18 protein-coding genes and 2 pseudogenes are annotated in these 13951 nt (G+C 45.1%); 16 read left to right on the top strand and 4 right to left on the bottom strand.

Features of this window, described 5'->3' with window-relative positions; genetic code table 11:
* Window positions 1–154: 154 nt before the first annotated feature.
* Window positions 155–1097 (bottom strand): annotated as a pseudogene (locus BR04_RS15060) (IS91 family transposase); the annotation flags it as partial.
* Between the two features lie 223 nt (window positions 1098–1320).
* On the opposite strand from BR04_RS15060, the gene BR04_RS15065 reads away from it, so the two are divergent.
* From BR04_RS15065 to BR04_RS15135, 15 genes are all read left to right on the top strand, one after another.
* Window positions 1321–1644 (top strand): hypothetical protein, encoded by a 324-nt coding sequence (locus tag BR04_RS15065; protein ID WP_496356867.1) that lies wholly within the window; start codon window positions 1321–1323, stop codon window positions 1642–1644.
* 36 nt (window positions 1645–1680) lie between these two features.
* Entirely contained in the window at window positions 1681–2136 is a 456-nt protein-coding gene (locus BR04_RS15070; protein WP_496356850.1) for a NanQ anomerase/TabA/YiaL family protein, read from the top strand.
* A 127-nt stretch (window positions 2137–2263) separates the two neighbouring features.
* On the top strand, window positions 2264–3328 hold the full coding sequence (locus BR04_RS15075; protein WP_496356851.1) for a GTP pyrophosphokinase: 1065 nt from the start codon (window positions 2264–2266) through the stop codon (window positions 3326–3328).
* A 488-nt stretch (window positions 3329–3816) separates the two neighbouring features.
* The gene (locus tag BR04_RS15080; protein WP_496356852.1) at window positions 3817–4449 is read left to right on the top strand and encodes an IS607 family transposase; all 633 of its coding nucleotides are present in this window, start codon (window positions 3817–3819) and stop codon (window positions 4447–4449) included.
* Window positions 4361–5434 carry an RNA-guided endonuclease InsQ/TnpB family protein gene (locus tag BR04_RS15085; RefSeq protein ID WP_496356853.1) on the top strand — a complete coding sequence of 358 codons (1074 nt, stop codon included), beginning with the start codon at window positions 4361–4363 and terminating at the stop codon, window positions 5432–5434. Before BR04_RS15080 ends, BR04_RS15085 begins: the two co-directional genes overlap by 89 nt.
* Window positions 5435–5497: 63 nt before the next feature.
* Window positions 5498–5965, top strand: coding sequence for a Cys-tRNA(Pro) deacylase (gene ybaK / locus BR04_RS15090; protein WP_496356854.1), 468 nt, complete (start codon window positions 5498–5500; stop codon window positions 5963–5965).
* A 299-nt stretch (window positions 5966–6264) separates the two neighbouring features.
* On the top strand, window positions 6265–7026 hold the full coding sequence (locus BR04_RS15095) for an MBL fold metallo-hydrolase (protein ID WP_496356855.1): 762 nt from the start codon (window positions 6265–6267) through the stop codon (window positions 7024–7026).
* Window positions 7027–7126: 100 nt separating this feature from the next.
* The gene (locus tag BR04_RS15100; RefSeq protein WP_496356856.1) at window positions 7127–7723 is read left to right on the top strand and encodes a hypothetical protein; all 597 of its coding nucleotides are present in this window, start codon (window positions 7127–7129) and stop codon (window positions 7721–7723) included.
* 149 nt (window positions 7724–7872) lie between these two features.
* Window positions 7873–8220 carry an SH3 domain-containing protein gene (locus BR04_RS15105; RefSeq protein WP_496356857.1) on the top strand — a complete coding sequence of 116 codons (348 nt, stop codon included), beginning with the start codon at window positions 7873–7875 and terminating at the stop codon, window positions 8218–8220.
* 92 nt (window positions 8221–8312) lie between these two features.
* Window positions 8313–8774, top strand: a complete 462-nt coding sequence (locus BR04_RS15110) for a GNAT family N-acetyltransferase (protein WP_496356858.1) — start codon at window positions 8313–8315, stop codon at window positions 8772–8774.
* A 99-nt stretch (window positions 8775–8873) separates the two neighbouring features.
* A complete protein-coding gene (locus BR04_RS15115; protein ID WP_496356859.1) occupies window positions 8874–9683 on the top strand; it encodes an EFR1 family ferrodoxin in 810 nt (269 codons plus the stop codon).
* A 169-nt stretch (window positions 9684–9852) separates the two neighbouring features.
* Window positions 9853–10590, top strand: a complete 738-nt coding sequence (locus BR04_RS15120) for a hypothetical protein (RefSeq protein WP_496356860.1) — start codon at window positions 9853–9855, stop codon at window positions 10588–10590.
* 152 nt (window positions 10591–10742) lie between these two features.
* On the top strand, window positions 10743–11012 hold the full coding sequence (locus BR04_RS15125; RefSeq protein ID WP_496356861.1) for a hypothetical protein: 270 nt from the start codon (window positions 10743–10745) through the stop codon (window positions 11010–11012).
* Window positions 11013–11537: 525 nt separating this feature from the next.
* Complete coding sequence (locus tag BR04_RS15130) at window positions 11538–12062, top strand: hypothetical protein (RefSeq protein WP_496356862.1); 525 nt, start codon at window positions 11538–11540, stop codon at window positions 12060–12062.
* Window positions 12063–12124: 62 nt separating this feature from the next.
* Window positions 12125–12421 (top strand): hypothetical protein, encoded by a 297-nt coding sequence (locus BR04_RS15135; protein ID WP_496356863.1) that lies wholly within the window; start codon window positions 12125–12127, stop codon window positions 12419–12421.
* A 29-nt stretch (window positions 12422–12450) separates the two neighbouring features.
* Here the strand turns inward: BR04_RS15135 and BR04_RS15140 are convergent, their stop codons facing one another.
* The gene (locus tag BR04_RS15140; RefSeq protein WP_496356864.1) at window positions 12451–12699 is read right to left on the bottom strand and encodes a hypothetical protein; all 249 of its coding nucleotides are present in this window, start codon (window positions 12697–12699) and stop codon (window positions 12451–12453) included.
* Window positions 12700–12888, bottom strand: coding sequence for a hypothetical protein (locus BR04_RS15145; protein ID WP_496356865.1), 189 nt, complete (start codon window positions 12886–12888; stop codon window positions 12700–12702).
* Window positions 12889–13251: 363 nt separating this feature from the next.
* Here BR04_RS15145 and BR04_RS15150 point away from each other — a divergent pair, with 363 nt between their 5' ends.
* The gene (locus BR04_RS15150) at window positions 13252–13728 is read left to right on the top strand and encodes a transporter substrate-binding domain-containing protein (RefSeq protein ID WP_496356866.1); all 477 of its coding nucleotides are present in this window, start codon (window positions 13252–13254) and stop codon (window positions 13726–13728) included.
* A gap of 20 nt (window positions 13729–13748) precedes the next feature.
* Here BR04_RS15150 and BR04_RS15155 read toward each other — a convergent pair.
* Window positions 13749–13951, bottom strand: a pseudogene (locus BR04_RS15155) (IS66 family transposase); the annotation flags it as partial.

Raw genomic sequence — 13951 nt, forward strand, 5'->3', positions numbered from 1 at the left:
AAGAAAATAGCTTTTTGAGGAAGTGGCGTGTCCGGGGTCTGTCTGAAATGAAAAATTTTCTGAGGACGCAGAGGGGCAATGCCTGTTACAAGACTTCAAAAAAGCACTGTATTTTCATGTTTTTGCCACCTCTTCTATTTAGTTGATGCCTGTTTCATCCGGGCTTCAGAAGGAAGAAAAGAACCTTCATGGGAGCCTTGCAGCGGGGACAGGTGAAAGAAGCTCCTGGTACAGGTTTCAAGCTCTCAAGCTGGACATGCAGGACAGGCTGAACGAGAAAAAGGAGCTTTTTGGCATTGCTATGGAAAAATCCATAATCCCTGATCCTTCGAAAGCCCTTTGGCAGTACATGCTTAAGGATAAGACGAAGAAAATCCTCACCCTTCAGCGTCCTGTACTGAATGTTCCCCGTGTTTTCGGTGTACCGGAAGGTTCCCCTCCCCTCTTTGCTGGAAAGGATATTTTTTTCCGCTATCACTCCCCGGCAGAGATAGCGTGAGAGATATCGGATGGCGGGAAGGCCCTTCCCAACCCGCGTGCAGTGTACCACCCATTCCGGCCGGATCCCTGTCGGTACCGTCAGACTTTCTTTGCTCAGAGCATCAGGGAAGCGGGCATGAAAAACCTTTGCAAGGGCCTTTTCAGTGAAAAGATACTTCCGCTCTTTTTTCTTCCACTGTTTCCTGTTTTTATCAATTCCCCCTCCTGGAATTACCCCATGCAGGTGGGGATGATACTCAGGCTTTCTCGAATGGGTATGAAGCACCATGGTCATGCCAATGTCTGCTCCAGGGTTTTCCGGATTAAGGCCAAAATCTTTCAGTACACTGGACACACATGAAAAAAGAGGCTGTACACCGTTTTCTGATGCCGGTATGCAAGCTCTCTCAGTTCATAGGGAAGTGTGAGGGAAGTGTGAAAGTCACCATGAAATAATCAACCGGAACCAGTTTTTCCTGTTGACGTTCGATCCACTGACTGGCTTCATGGTGCTGGCACTGGGGGCAATTCCGATGCCCACAGGAAAGGAGCCGCCATTCCTGATGTCCACAGTCGGTACACTGGATAAAAAGCTCTCCGCAACTTCCGCTGCGGCACTCCCTGAATGGCTCCTGTTCCTGCTGGTTCATGGTACCCCCCTTCTCCAACGCGCTGTTGGGCTGCAATAGAAGGAGTGTACCTTGCCTGACTCTTTTCTGCTGCCAAGCGGCTGCGTTCAACAAGCCGCCCAAGCCGACGCCGACACGCACCGGTTTCACCAGCAAGGCAGCGGCGGCGAGGCTTGGCTCACCGTCAGACCTCAAGCATTGACAGGATGAAATGAAACTTGACAAGTGGGTTAAAAGGTTACTCAAATTGGTATTGGCAATCGCTATATTCTCATTTGCAATGGTCTTCTTTCTTACAGGAGGAAAGTTTTTTGCAAAATCTGGCATTTCAAACTGTGTCATTGTAAATAATGAAAAAGATTTCACAGGCGTTTGGCTGAAGCATTCTGAATCGCTTCTATATACTCGAAAACCAACTACCAAATGCATTGCAAAAGACAAACAAATCGATAAAGGAGACGGACCCAAAAAGGGTAAAGTCAGGTGGGCTGAATGTACATACGGCCCCGATTGTGATGAAGCAGGCATTTATTAGAGTTGCAGTTAAATCGTTCGATCTTGGGGTGAATCTATGATTCTTGATAATCTTGAAAAACTCAGTTCCTATTTTTTCTTGAATAGTAATTTCAAAAAAGCGTTTGATTTTCTCACCCGGCCAGATCTGAAAGATTTGCTGCCTGCAAAATATGAAATTGACGGAGAACATGTTTTTGCCATAATTGTAAATGATTTTGGCCAGAAAAAAGAAGAAGGGCTTCTGGAAGTACATCGCAGATACATTGACATACAATTTGTTTTGTCAGGTACTGATGAAATGGGATGGAAACCCAGGAAACTATGTGTTCGCCCAACGGGTGATTTTGACCAGGAAAATGATGCACAATTTTTCAAAGATGATCCAGATACCTGGATTTCCGTCCAGCCAGATTCGTATGCAATCTTTTTCCCGGAGGATGCACATATGGCTATGTTTTCACCCGCCAAAATCCATAAAGTCATTATCAAGGTCGCTGTTAAAAATGAATAATTATGCCAGCAACACGCTCAATACGGACGCGCAGACAACCGCGCGCCGGTCAGCTTCAACGTTAACTGTATGATTTCGAAAAATAAAATAAGTGAACGGGGAGTTGTTTATATAAAAGGAGTTCAAATTGTCCTCGCTTGATTTTGAAAAAGAAAAGCGCGCCTTTGAGAACTATTACGATAGCAACAAAGAACTTTTATCAAAAACCTTAAGGACTTACAGCAACATCATAAGATCATTGCTAAAAAAATCCGATGTCGGTGTTGTCAGGAAAATAGAAGAACGGGTTAAAGACAAAGACGAGTGCCTCCGTAAATTCAGGCGCAAGTACCGTAATGATCTCGAAGAGCGCGAACAGGCATACGAGATAAAGGATTATATCACGGATCTGCTCGGCATCAGAGTCATCTGCCTTTATGAAGACCAGATCGAACGAGTATCCGAGGAACTGAAACAGCACTTTGAAATTATAGACGTCACAGACAAAATTTCAGCAATGGAAAGTACGGAGTCTGCATTCGGTTACAAAGGCCTTCACATGGATCTTGCCATTAGTGACCGGACGAGAAGCCTGTCGGAAAAACCTTATGCCAATTTTCCCTTCGAAGTGCAGATCAGAACCTTGATTCAGGATGCCTGGAGCGTTCTTGATCACCAAATCAAATATAAAAAATCAATTCCCAACGACCTGAAAAGGCGTATTAATGCGCTGTCCGCCTTGTTTGAGTTGGCCGACCGCGAGTTCAAAGAGATTCGCAATGCAACACAGGCGCTCATTCAACAAGAAACGGAGGCATCATCCATTGAACCGACGGAAGAAATCACAACTTTTCCTGCTCGCTCTGCTATCGGAGCCGGTGAAAAACCGCTTAACGCATTCAGTTTTCTGCGCGTTGCGGGCCATTACTTCAGGGGGTTCGAATTTGAAGACCGTAAAGTCGACGATTTTGTCCAAGATATCCTGAAACTGGACAGTCGGTTTCATAAGTCGCATCTTCACAAATGCCTGGCAGAATATTTGAAAACCGTCCAGAAATACCGTGATTATTTTCTGGCAAACAATCCAAACAGAACATTCAGTCCTTACACGTCCATTCGGCACTGCCTTTATCTGTACGACACGGAAATTTTCGATAAAATTTTATACCAGCGATCCAGGGCACGTTTCGAAAACTGGATTAAGTCGGGGTGAAGGCAAAATGGTCAGGAACTGTGAAAATTCAAAAAACTAAAGGCAAAAATTAAGATAAAAGGGATCAGGCTGTCGGGGTCTCCATCGATGGCCTGTAAGCCCGGACTTCTCCCGGTTTTATGCTGAGGAATGAAAAAACCGGATCCTTCCATCAGGAGCCGCCCCCCTGCTCCGCCTCACCCCTCCCCTGCCCCGCCTTCCCCCTCTCCACCACCAGATCCTTTTCCCTTGCGCTTTCTCTCCCCCCTGTTCCAGAATCCTTTCCCAGTCCGCAGCGCCGCCCGTGCGCCCGCATGATTGGTTCTGGGAAAATCCCCGGAACCATCTCATGCGGTAAACGGAAGTAAAAGGCTTGTCATGGGAAACGGGATCAGATATGGACAATACATCATTTTTTCAAAAGAGGTAAAAACAGGAAGGTTGACACATAGTACCTAGAATACTAATCTTTGTTTAGTTTTATTTATAAACACAAACAAAGAGGCGCAATGGAATTTTTCCCAAGCCGGATTGCTGCAAAGATGCTGGGAGTTCATCCCAACACCTTGAGAAAATGGGCAGACAGCGGCAAGATCCGGTTCATCAAGTCAGAATCAGGCCAGAGGCGTTACGATGTCAGGGGTTTTGTCGGGGAAGGAGAAAAGCATGAAACCATCTGTTATTGCCGGGTCTCCAGCCCGAAACAAAAAAACGACCTGCAAAGACAGGTCGAGTTCATGCAGAAAAAATACCCCGAAGCGGAAATCATCAAAGACATCGGAAGCGGAATCAATTTCAAACGAAAAGGTCTGCGTTCCATTCTGGAACGCGCAATGCGGGGAGATAAGCTCACGGTTGTATCTGCCCACCGTGACCGACTATGCCGATTTGGATTCGATCTCATTGAGTGGATTATCCGTTCGGGCGGCGGTGAAGTCGTGGTTCTTGACGAAACTCAACTCTCACCCGAACAGGAACTTACTCAGGATCTCCAAGCCATCCTGCACGTCTTCGCCTGCCGGATGCACGGACTTAGAAAATACCGAAGCCAGATTGCAGAAGATCCAGCCATCCCCGGAACAGAAGAAGCTCTTCAAGACCTGGACGGATGCGAGCCGCTATGTCTTCAACAAGACCTTTGACTACCTCAGATCCTGCGTGAACTTCACGCCCTCCTGGATGGATGTCAAAAAAGACCTGCTCAAACAGCTACCCGCCTGGTGCGATGTCGTACCCTTCCAGATCAAGGGTATGGCCGTGAAAGAGGCCTGCGGAGCCTTCTGGGCAGCGGACAACCAGGAGCCGAAATTCCGCTCCCGGAAAGCACCGGAACAATCCTGCTTCATCCCGAAATCCGCCCTTTCCGAAAAAGGCATTTACCCAAGAATCTCCGGAAAAGGACTTCGTTTCACAGAACCCCTTCCGGAAAACCCCATGGACTCCCGCCTGATCTGGCGGTTCAACGCCTGGTGGCTTTCGACTCCGCACAAGTGCAGCACAACGCAATCCGAGAACCAAGGACGCATTGTTGCCCTAGACCCCGGAGTCCGAACCTTCATGGCCTTTTACTCTCCCGAGTTCTCCGGAAAGATCGGAGAAGGAGACCTTGGCAGAATCCAGAGACTGTGCTTTCACCTGGACAAACTGTTCTCAAAACGTAGCCTCTCCAGCAACAGCCAGAAGAAGCGCAGTCTGACCAAGGCCATCCGCAGAATGCAGCAGAAAATCAAAAACCTCATTGACGAGCTGCATCACAAAACAGCCCGTTTCCTGACGGACAATTTTGACTGCATCCTCCTTCCGACCTTTGAAACAAAGGACATGGCTTCTAAGGCCAGGCGAAAAATCCGCTCCAAAACTGTGCGTTCCATGCTGACCTTTGCCCATTACCGCTTTAAAATGTTCCTGAAATGGAAAGCGTCTCAGCGTGGAAAGACGGTTCTGGATGTCACGGAAGAATACACCAGTAAAACCCACCCGCAGACCGGAGAAGTCCGGAATATCGGTGGTGCAAAACGTATCCCCCTGCTCAACGGGTCTTGGGCAGACCGGGACGTAACAGGCGCTTTCAATGTTCTGCTGAAAGCTTTGACAGATTCGTCCACACCGGTAACGGTGTGCAGTTAATGTTAGCGAACATTAAGAAAAAAGGATCGGGCCTGCCCCACTTTTCAGTAAAGAGAAAATAACATGACTCCAGCTATCAACGCAGCAAAGAAAAGTAAAATATGGTATCAGGTACACGAATATCAGCATGATGCGTCTGCTGAGTCATATGGATCAGAGGCTGCTGAAAAGCTTGGAGTAAAAGCGGACCGCGTATTTAAAACACTGGTTGTTGAGCTGTCTGATAAGCAGCTGGCTGTTGGGGTGATACCTGTCTCATCCAGGCTGAATATGAAAAGCATGGCAAAAGCCACGGGGTCAAAAAAGGCTGAAATGGCAGCCAGACAGGACGTTGAAAGAGCCACAGGATATGTGCTTGGTGGTATAAGCCCGTTGGGTCAGAAAAAGCGGTTAAAGACTGTAATTGATTCTTCCGCTAAAAACTTTCAGTCTGTCTTTGTCAGCGCAGGACGCCGGGGCTTAGAAATTGAGCTGGATCCAAACGATTTAGTCAGGCTGGTGAATGGCGCATATAGTGAAATATGCCAGTAAGAGCAGAGGGGCTGGGTTTTTACAATAAAAATTTGTTACAAAATTTAACTTACTTATTAATTTTTTTTGCAAAAGTTGTGATCTTAAAATCAGAGACAGAAATAAAGTTAAAGACATTGATGATACTCTTTTTCTTGCAGAACAAAGAGAAAGTGTTTGTGGCTGTAATCTTAACTTAGAATGCATTGATATTGCGATCCATTTTTTAATTTATGATCGCTCTTTTTGTTCATCATCAGAGTCTTTTAATGCTTATAAAAATGAAAAACCTGGCTTAAAAAGACAGAAAGCCATTAAAAATGAGTGACTGGTTTACAATAGATCAAATCAATAAAGACACATATATTGTCAGTGAATATCGACACTGGGAAGAAAACCACTGCTACCTTTTGAATGGTGATGAATACAGCCTACTAATCGATACAGGTCTTGGAATTTGCAATATCTACAATGAAATCATCAAACTGACAGACAAACCAATCATCGCTGTAGCCACTCACATTCATTGGGATCACATTGGCGGACATGAGTATTTTCCAAATTTTTATGCTCATGAAGCTGAAGTAAACTGGCTTAAAGGAGAATTCCCGTTAACGATTCATCAAATAAAAGAAATGGTTGTCGATCGCTGTGATCTGCCGGAAGGCTACAATGTTGAAGAATATAAATTCTTTCAGGGTACACCTGAAAAACTGTTAAAAGACAACGAAAGTATTCATATAGGAGGACGCAGTATTCAGGTGCTGCATACTCCTGGCCATTCTCCAGGGCATATGTGTTTCTGGGAAAAAGAAAGCGGTTTTCTTTTTACGGGTGATCTGGTTTATAAAGGTACACTATTTGCCTATTTTCCATCAACCGACCCAGAAGCATATCTCAACTCTCTGAAACGAATAACATCATTGCCAGTAAAGCGTGTTTTTTCTGCACACCACACTCTTGATATTCAGCCAGAAATATTACCACGAATGTGTAATGCCCTTCAGGAGTTAAAAAAAGAAGGGAAATTACACCATGGAAGCGGAACATTCAATTACGGTGACTGGTCTATATGGCTATAATATCACTGATAATAAATCACCCTACCAGTCTTCACATGACGCTCCTGTCCGCACACAGGTGCATTCGCCGTTAATTATTTTGAGTTAACTGGAGGAACTTTTGAGTATTTCTACAATAACAGTTGCAGTAAAATCAAATACCAGGGGGCCCGAAATTGGCGATTCCGGCTATATTGGCGTTGCTAATGCTGAAATTGAACACATTTATAACGAAGAATGGGGTGCAAATTTCTATACCTTTGGCTGGATTTACAGCGGATTAAAATCTATCAGCCTGATAACAAAGGAAATTGAAGACTTTAAAGAGTTTCTTGAAACCCATTCAGACAATAATATCTGTACATTTATTGAGGGAGGAGATGATCCAGAAGAAGAAAATGTTGACTGGGACAATCTGACCGATTTTAATCCTTCTCCCAAATCTGAATATAAAAATTGTTTTTATCAATTAATCAATCTTGAAACGGGCGAAGTATTCAGAACGGAGTCAACAGGCCTGCTTATACCAGGAAAAAAAGAGCTTACAGAATCAGATGTAAATAACTTTATTGAAAAATTATATGATTCGTCAGATATTGATGATTCTTTTACAAATGTATCTCCTCTCATAGATCCATATGCTGAACTTGAAAAAATCAGAGACTTTATTGCTGAAAACAGACATTCAAAACTGGAAGTATGTATTGAGGAAATATAACATAATATTTTCTTATACTTAAAAAACAATACAGTGCAGAATAAACCTGAGTACTCGCTGAATCCGGCGCAAAAGGCTTCCGGTCTTTTACGTCCCCTACCCTTTTGCGCCGGGTAACGTAACGCTATCTGAATGGAGCAGTATACCCAATGATGTACAAGGTAATCAAAGATTATACAGATGTGCCAGAATCACCGATAAGAGTTACAAAAGGTGAAGTGCTGCAATTTATCGAAGAGTCTGACCCTGACGGAGATTGGGCAAATTGGATATTCTGCAAGGGTATGGGCAAAGAAGGCTGGATTCCAAAGCAAATACTTTCTGTCAGAGAAGGTAAGGCAACAGTACTTAAGGATTATGTTGCAAAGGAACACACCCTGACTGTAGGCGAAACCTTAATCAGCGAGCACGAGCTAAATGGCTGGATCTGGTGCAGAAAGTCCGGTGAATCAGATGCACTGGCGTGGGCTCCATTAAATCATCTGGTCAAAGTGTAATTCACATAACCACGCTCCGCAGGGGCCTGCGTACAGGTGTTGTGGATAAAAGCCCTTCATACTGATTAACTGCATAAAACAGAAAAAAGGCAATGGAACTGAATTTCAGGTGGTCACGGCTGGACACTTTTACGGCTTTAGAATTATACGAAATCATCAGGGCCCGTGAGTCGGTTTTCGTTGTTGAGCAAAAATGCCCCTATCAGGAAACCGATGATATGGATCTCCATTCGTGGCATCTGACGGTTTCTTTGAAGGGTGAGTTTGCCGCTTATGCCAGAGTTGTTGATCCGGGTATTAAATATGACCGCCCTTCCATTGGCCGTGTCATGACCCTGGTAAAATTCAGAAAACTGAAAATTGGACGCTCTTTGATGGGTGAAGCTGTCAGATTCACAGAGCACCAGTTTCCAGATATGGGAATCAAGATTGGTGCGCAGGTTTACTTGCAAAAATTCTATGAATCTCTGGGCTTTGAGCCAGTGGGCAAGCCATATGATGAAGACGGAATAGCCCATATTGATATGGTTAAACCAGCAGCAGGCGCAAGCTGACACAGGTAAATCTGTGACGGCATGGCTGAGTCGGAATGGTAATCAGATTTAATAATGAATACCAAAATTCAAACTGAATTGAACCAGAGGGAAACAGCAATGGAAATTAAAAAGTTAAAACTGATCTATTTTTCACCCACCGGAACCACTCAGAAAGTACTGGAAAGTATAGCCGGAGGCATGGGTGCTGAAGACATTGAGCATATCAACCTGACACTTCCCGAAGGGGTTCAAAAAACAGTTCCGCCTTTTTCAGATGAAATTGTTTTTTTAGGTGCGCCTGTTTACGGAGGACGTCTGCCTGCTGATGCTGTCAAACGGTTCAGGCAACTGAAAGCTGAAAAAACTCTGGCAATTATTGTAGTGGTATACGGGAACAGAGAATTTGAAGATGCTTTGCTGGAATTAAAAAATCTTGCAATTGAGTTAGGCTTTACTCCGGTTGCAGGCGGTGCATTCATCGCCGAACATTCTTTTGCAACAAAGAGTGTCCCCATTGCAAACGGACGGCCTGACAGCCTGGATGTTCAGAAAGCAACAGATTTCGGTGTTAAAATTAAAGATAAGATTAAAGCGATGCAGTCATCTGATGAGGCACAGACAGATTTAAAAATTCCCGGCAGATTTCCATATGAAGGCGGGGTACGGACTCTGGCTGCTTCACCTTTGACAAATAAAGATTCCTGCACACTCTGCGGAACCTGTGCAGATGTATGTCCGACAGCCGCCATTTCAATTAACGGAAGTGTGGCCACCCAGATTGAACGATGCATTCGCTGCTGTGCCTGTATCAAAAGCTGTCCCACAGATTCAAGGTATTGGGAAGACAGCACGATGAAAAATATTGCCAGTTGGTTAAATGAAAATTGCAGCACCCGAAAAGAACCTGAGATTTTTGGACTGGCATAGAGCTCGTTTATCCAAACGACGGGTTCATGTGTTATGCAGCCTGATCCCAGGTGCTCCGCGCCGGTCATCATGCGGCTATCATACGGATTCAGCAGACACATCCTTCTGCAAGAAAGCTCGCCTCCGGCTTTGCGGTTACCGGTGCGCCGAATCCTACAGGGCTGCGGCAATGGAGAAGGAAGATTCCAATGTGCTGAATTCTCTTTTCATCTGCATGAGTCCCCTGATCCCTGAGACCACGCCCAAGACAGACCAGCTCGTCCAGCTTGCTGTCAAAACGGCGAAAGAAGGCAAAATCGATCCGGTTGAGAACCTTGCAGATGACCGGCTTTATATCTTTACGGGCAGCAGGGACAAGGTCGTGTTTTCGGATGTGGTCTTGCGGACAAGACAATTTTATGAACTGCTCGGTGTCCAGCAAAAGAATATCGCCTATCACGATGACGTACCGGCGGGACACTCAATCATTACGGATAACCCCGAAGACTTACCTCTGGAGTCCAATCAGCCCCCATATATCAACCAGGGCGGTTTCATACAGCCCTATGATATCCTGCGCCATATCTACCCCGATTTAAAACCTCCTGCAAAGAAACTGAGCGGATCCATCGTCCGGTTTGACCAAAGAGAATTTTTCAATAACGAAGAATGCGCCAGCATGAGCCGCTTCGGGTATGCACATATTCCCCACTCTGTAGAAAAAGAAGGAGCGCCTGCCAGGACATTGCCCTTCACGGCTGCAAACAGGGGGATAACTACATACAGTATATCAACGGGAAGGCGGATGTTCAGAATTGTCCGCCCTATGGCAACCGGTATTTTACCACCACGGGCTACAATCATATTGCAGACACGAATGATATCATCGTTCTTTATCCTCAGGCCGAAGGTACAGATGATGGCGTGACACAAAATCCGGAAGGTTGCTGGGACTGGTGGGGCTATTCGTGCCTGAACCCCGAACAGCCGGACTACTACACAAAAAATGCTATTCAGATAAAGGCAATCCACTCAATGCTGGAGTGCCTGGGTGGATAACAAAAAAAGGGAGGTGTAGCCATGAGCAGTCAGCAGGCAGTTTTCAACCGCATCCTTGAGAATCAAAAAAGCTGGTTCACGGAAAATGCTGCAATCATCCAGGAATATCAGGAGATGAAAAAAGCAAACACCCTCTCCAAATACGTTGAACAGGAGTGCAACATCATAGGGCAGTGGAGTGCTCTTATCACCCAGCAGACTGCAAACTGGACAGAAATGATAGAAAACATCCAGACGGATTACGAATACTGGGTCTCGCAGAAAAAACAAGCCGCAGGTAAGTTTGCATAAAAATCCGTCTGCCAGGGTTTCTGCAATGCGGATCCGTACAGTGCCGACATTTTTTAACATGGAAAAGGCGATCAGTCTGTTTTATTGCCATTTAACATGGTAAAAGCCCAGCAGATAAGGACAGATCATGATTCGTTTTTCACACGGTCTGTCCTTATTTTTTACGTAAAGGTATCAGCCCCCCCCTCTCTTTCCCCATTTCATCCTCTGCCTTTTCAATTTATTTTTCTGACTATAAAAAAAACTTGAAATTCATAATCAGCATATGATAAGCAAAAACGTCTTATCAAAAATCAAACAGAGTTTCATGTGTGCTATACGGATCTGCGCCTTTTTGGGGCGAAGCTTTCATTTCAGTATGGATATCTGTTGTTTTTGCCAGATTATTCTGGTTGAAACATGCAGATTCAAAGGTACTTTACGATAGTATCGCCGTTTATAAAAAATTTATTCTGGGCATTCTTTTGTCCAGATATAGAGCATTATCCTATAAAACCAACAGGTTGTATTTCAAAGGAGAACAGAATGGCTACCAGAAGGATCGTAATGTATTGTATCGGTATTATAGCTGTTTTTACCCTGCCGCATGTAAACGCAGGAACCCTGAATGCTGAAGGGTCGGCCCAGATCTATCTGTCGGATGATAACTGGACGATTGATCAAAACAGTATGCAGGTTATGAATACCAAAAACTGTACGCCTGAAGTCAAGTATAAACATGATGGCAAAGATAAAACCATCGGCTCCTGTACGTATAAGGGCAGCGATCAGGATGTTCGGGGGGATTTCTATTACGACTTTGCAGCCAGGGTGCTTTTCAGAAACGATAGCACTAAGGGCTTTTCCTTAAACGCAAAGGGCGTGAAATGCCACTACCAGCTACAGACCATGGGGCCTCCTACCAACAATTATTATTACCATGTGGATTGTAAGCTCAGTAATGACAAGGCATCCATAGCACCATTGGGGAATGCGTCGTGTCCAAAAGAATGTTCTGTAGAAGTCGTGAACGGACAGGATGGCGTTATGCTGAAACCAAAGTGCAAATAATTGAGAACAAGGGGTAATCCCTTTTCTATATCTATCCCACCCATATGTTAAAGGAGAATGTTATGGCTTCATGTTCAGCGTTTTCTGTTCCGTTTTCCGGAAATGCCAATGACCTTTTTGTCAAAATTTCAGCACTGATTCATCAGCATGAAGGAACAATTTCGGGTGGCCCTACCGGTGGTGCCTTTTCTGTTCCGGTTCCCGTATTCGGAACAGTTGCAGGCACATTTTCCGTAGCGGGTCAAACCTGTACCATCCAGATTACAGACAAATCATTCTTCCTTCCCTGCGGTACGATTGAATCCTTTGTCAGGTCACATATCCCCTCTGTAGAAAAAACATCCGTTACAGATTTTTAGAAAGAAACACCGGGGGCATGGGATATCCATCACACCAGCCCCCCTTTTTTTCCATCAACGGGGCTGACCTTTTCCTGAACTGGCCACAGGGAAAAACCTGAAGCTTTAAAATGCGCTCCGAAAAGCAGAAAAAGCCCATCAGCCAGCACAGCCACCTCGTTCCGGGTGGAGGCCACAGTAAGGCTCCCCCGCAGCCAGCGAAAGGGGGAGTCCGCCGTCCAGCGTAATACCCCGGCGAAACAGGAGAGCACCCCCCCGCCCCATCGCTGCAAGGCCATTTATCCCCCCTGCCTCAGGTCAAAGCCCATGTTTTTAAGCTGAAACATCTCCCCTTCCGTCACGGTGACATTCTCCCCAAAGACGATATGCCCGCTGCTCCTGCTGTCTCCGGGCTGGCCCTCGTTGTACTGCATCACCATGGCCCCCGCAGCAGGGCCGATGCTCCCGCCCTGAGCCGTCCATACCAAACTCCGGAGCGGTGATGATGATGTTCATAGGATCCCCTTCAGAGGAATCAGCCCCCTTTTCTGCCCGAAACCATATTTTAACCTACTAATATTGCTGCCGACATCAGCCCAGAATGGAATATCAGGACACTGATTCGGATAGAAGAAAAGTTACGGAAAATAGAAACGCGTCTTGTCAGGTTCGGATGTGCGCGGTATAAAAAAACATTGTTCCGCACCGCAGCAAAATTGGACAAAAAAGACAAAAAAACCTAACCACCCTTCCAGAAGCTGCTGCATAAATACTCCGCCCATCAGCGACAACAGAAAAGAGGTATGACCTCTTTTCTGTTAATACAATCACATCTAGCCAAGGAGTCTCTTATGAAAAAAGAAATCTATATTATTTTTACTGTTTTTCTACTTTTTTTTGCTGTTTCTGTTAATGCAGCTCCTCTTAAAATCGGAGTACTTAATTTTCCACCATATTTCATCCTTGAAAACCACACACATGTCAACGGTGGTATTCACGTTGATATGCTTAAAATGATGTTTGAAAAGGCAGGAATAGAATATACTTTACGGGGATATCCACCCAGAAGACTTTATGTGAGTGCAGGAGACGGAACAATTGAGGTACTTATGGGAACACTGGGAGTCCCTGAATATGAGGGAAAAACCATCGTAAGTCCGAAACCTTTAGCTGAAATTTATCTTGAAGTTTATACGCTTGGAGATGAAGCCTCACTTCCAAAAACAGTGGATAATCTGAAAGGAAAATCATTAATAATTATTTTAGGCTATAATTATGGTGGCTTACTGAAGTTTCTTGTAACTACTCCAAAAGTCCGGGCAGCGTGAATAGAAACAGAGAAACAGGTTCAGCGAGGGATCGAGTCAGCGACAAGGCGTGGCAGACAGGAGATGGCTCCAAGGTCATGGATCCGATCATAGAGGAAATCCCAGAAAGAGAGGCCATGTTTCTGGCAGGTTTTCTTGAGGCTGAGAAATGTATCCCGACACTGGCGGCCTAAATCGCTCCGGGTCGTACCGCTGATTTTTCTTCTTTTGACATATTCCCTGA

It is taken from the genome of Desulfobotulus sapovorans DSM 2055 (assembly GCF_059569355.1).

Excerpts from the sequence above, each read along its gene's own strand:
- BR04_RS15080 (WP_496356852.1), top strand. The coding sequence starts at position 3,817 with ATGGAATTTTTCCCAAGCCGGATTGCTGCAAAGATGCTGGGAGTTCAT.
- BR04_RS15120 (WP_496356860.1), top strand. The coding sequence starts at position 9,853 with ATGGAGAAGGAAGATTCCAATGTGCTGAATTCTCTTTTCATCTGCATG.
- BR04_RS15065 (WP_496356867.1), top strand. The coding sequence starts at position 1,321 with ATGAAACTTGACAAGTGGGTTAAAAGGTTACTCAAATTGGTATTGGCA.
- BR04_RS15105 (WP_496356857.1), top strand. The coding sequence starts at position 7,873 with ATGATGTACAAGGTAATCAAAGATTATACAGATGTGCCAGAATCACCG.
- BR04_RS15095 (WP_496356855.1), top strand. The coding sequence starts at position 6,265 with ATGAGTGACTGGTTTACAATAGATCAAATCAATAAAGACACATATATT.
- ybaK (WP_496356854.1), top strand. The coding sequence starts at position 5,498 with ATGACTCCAGCTATCAACGCAGCAAAGAAAAGTAAAATATGGTATCAG.
- BR04_RS15140 (WP_496356864.1), bottom strand. The coding sequence starts at position 12,699 with ATGGCCTTGCAGCGATGGGGCGGGGGGGTGCTCTCCTGTTTCGCCGGG.
- BR04_RS15150 (WP_496356866.1), top strand. The coding sequence starts at position 13,252 with ATGAAAAAAGAAATCTATATTATTTTTACTGTTTTTCTACTTTTTTTT.
- BR04_RS15070 (WP_496356850.1), top strand. The coding sequence starts at position 1,681 with ATGATTCTTGATAATCTTGAAAAACTCAGTTCCTATTTTTTCTTGAAT.
- BR04_RS15130 (WP_496356862.1), top strand. The coding sequence starts at position 11,538 with ATGGCTACCAGAAGGATCGTAATGTATTGTATCGGTATTATAGCTGTT.
- BR04_RS15135 (WP_496356863.1), top strand. The coding sequence starts at position 12,125 with ATGGCTTCATGTTCAGCGTTTTCTGTTCCGTTTTCCGGAAATGCCAAT.
- BR04_RS15110 (WP_496356858.1), top strand. The coding sequence starts at position 8,313 with ATGGAACTGAATTTCAGGTGGTCACGGCTGGACACTTTTACGGCTTTA.
- BR04_RS15125 (WP_496356861.1), top strand. The coding sequence starts at position 10,743 with ATGAGCAGTCAGCAGGCAGTTTTCAACCGCATCCTTGAGAATCAAAAA.
- BR04_RS15115 (WP_496356859.1), top strand. The coding sequence starts at position 8,874 with ATGGAAATTAAAAAGTTAAAACTGATCTATTTTTCACCCACCGGAACC.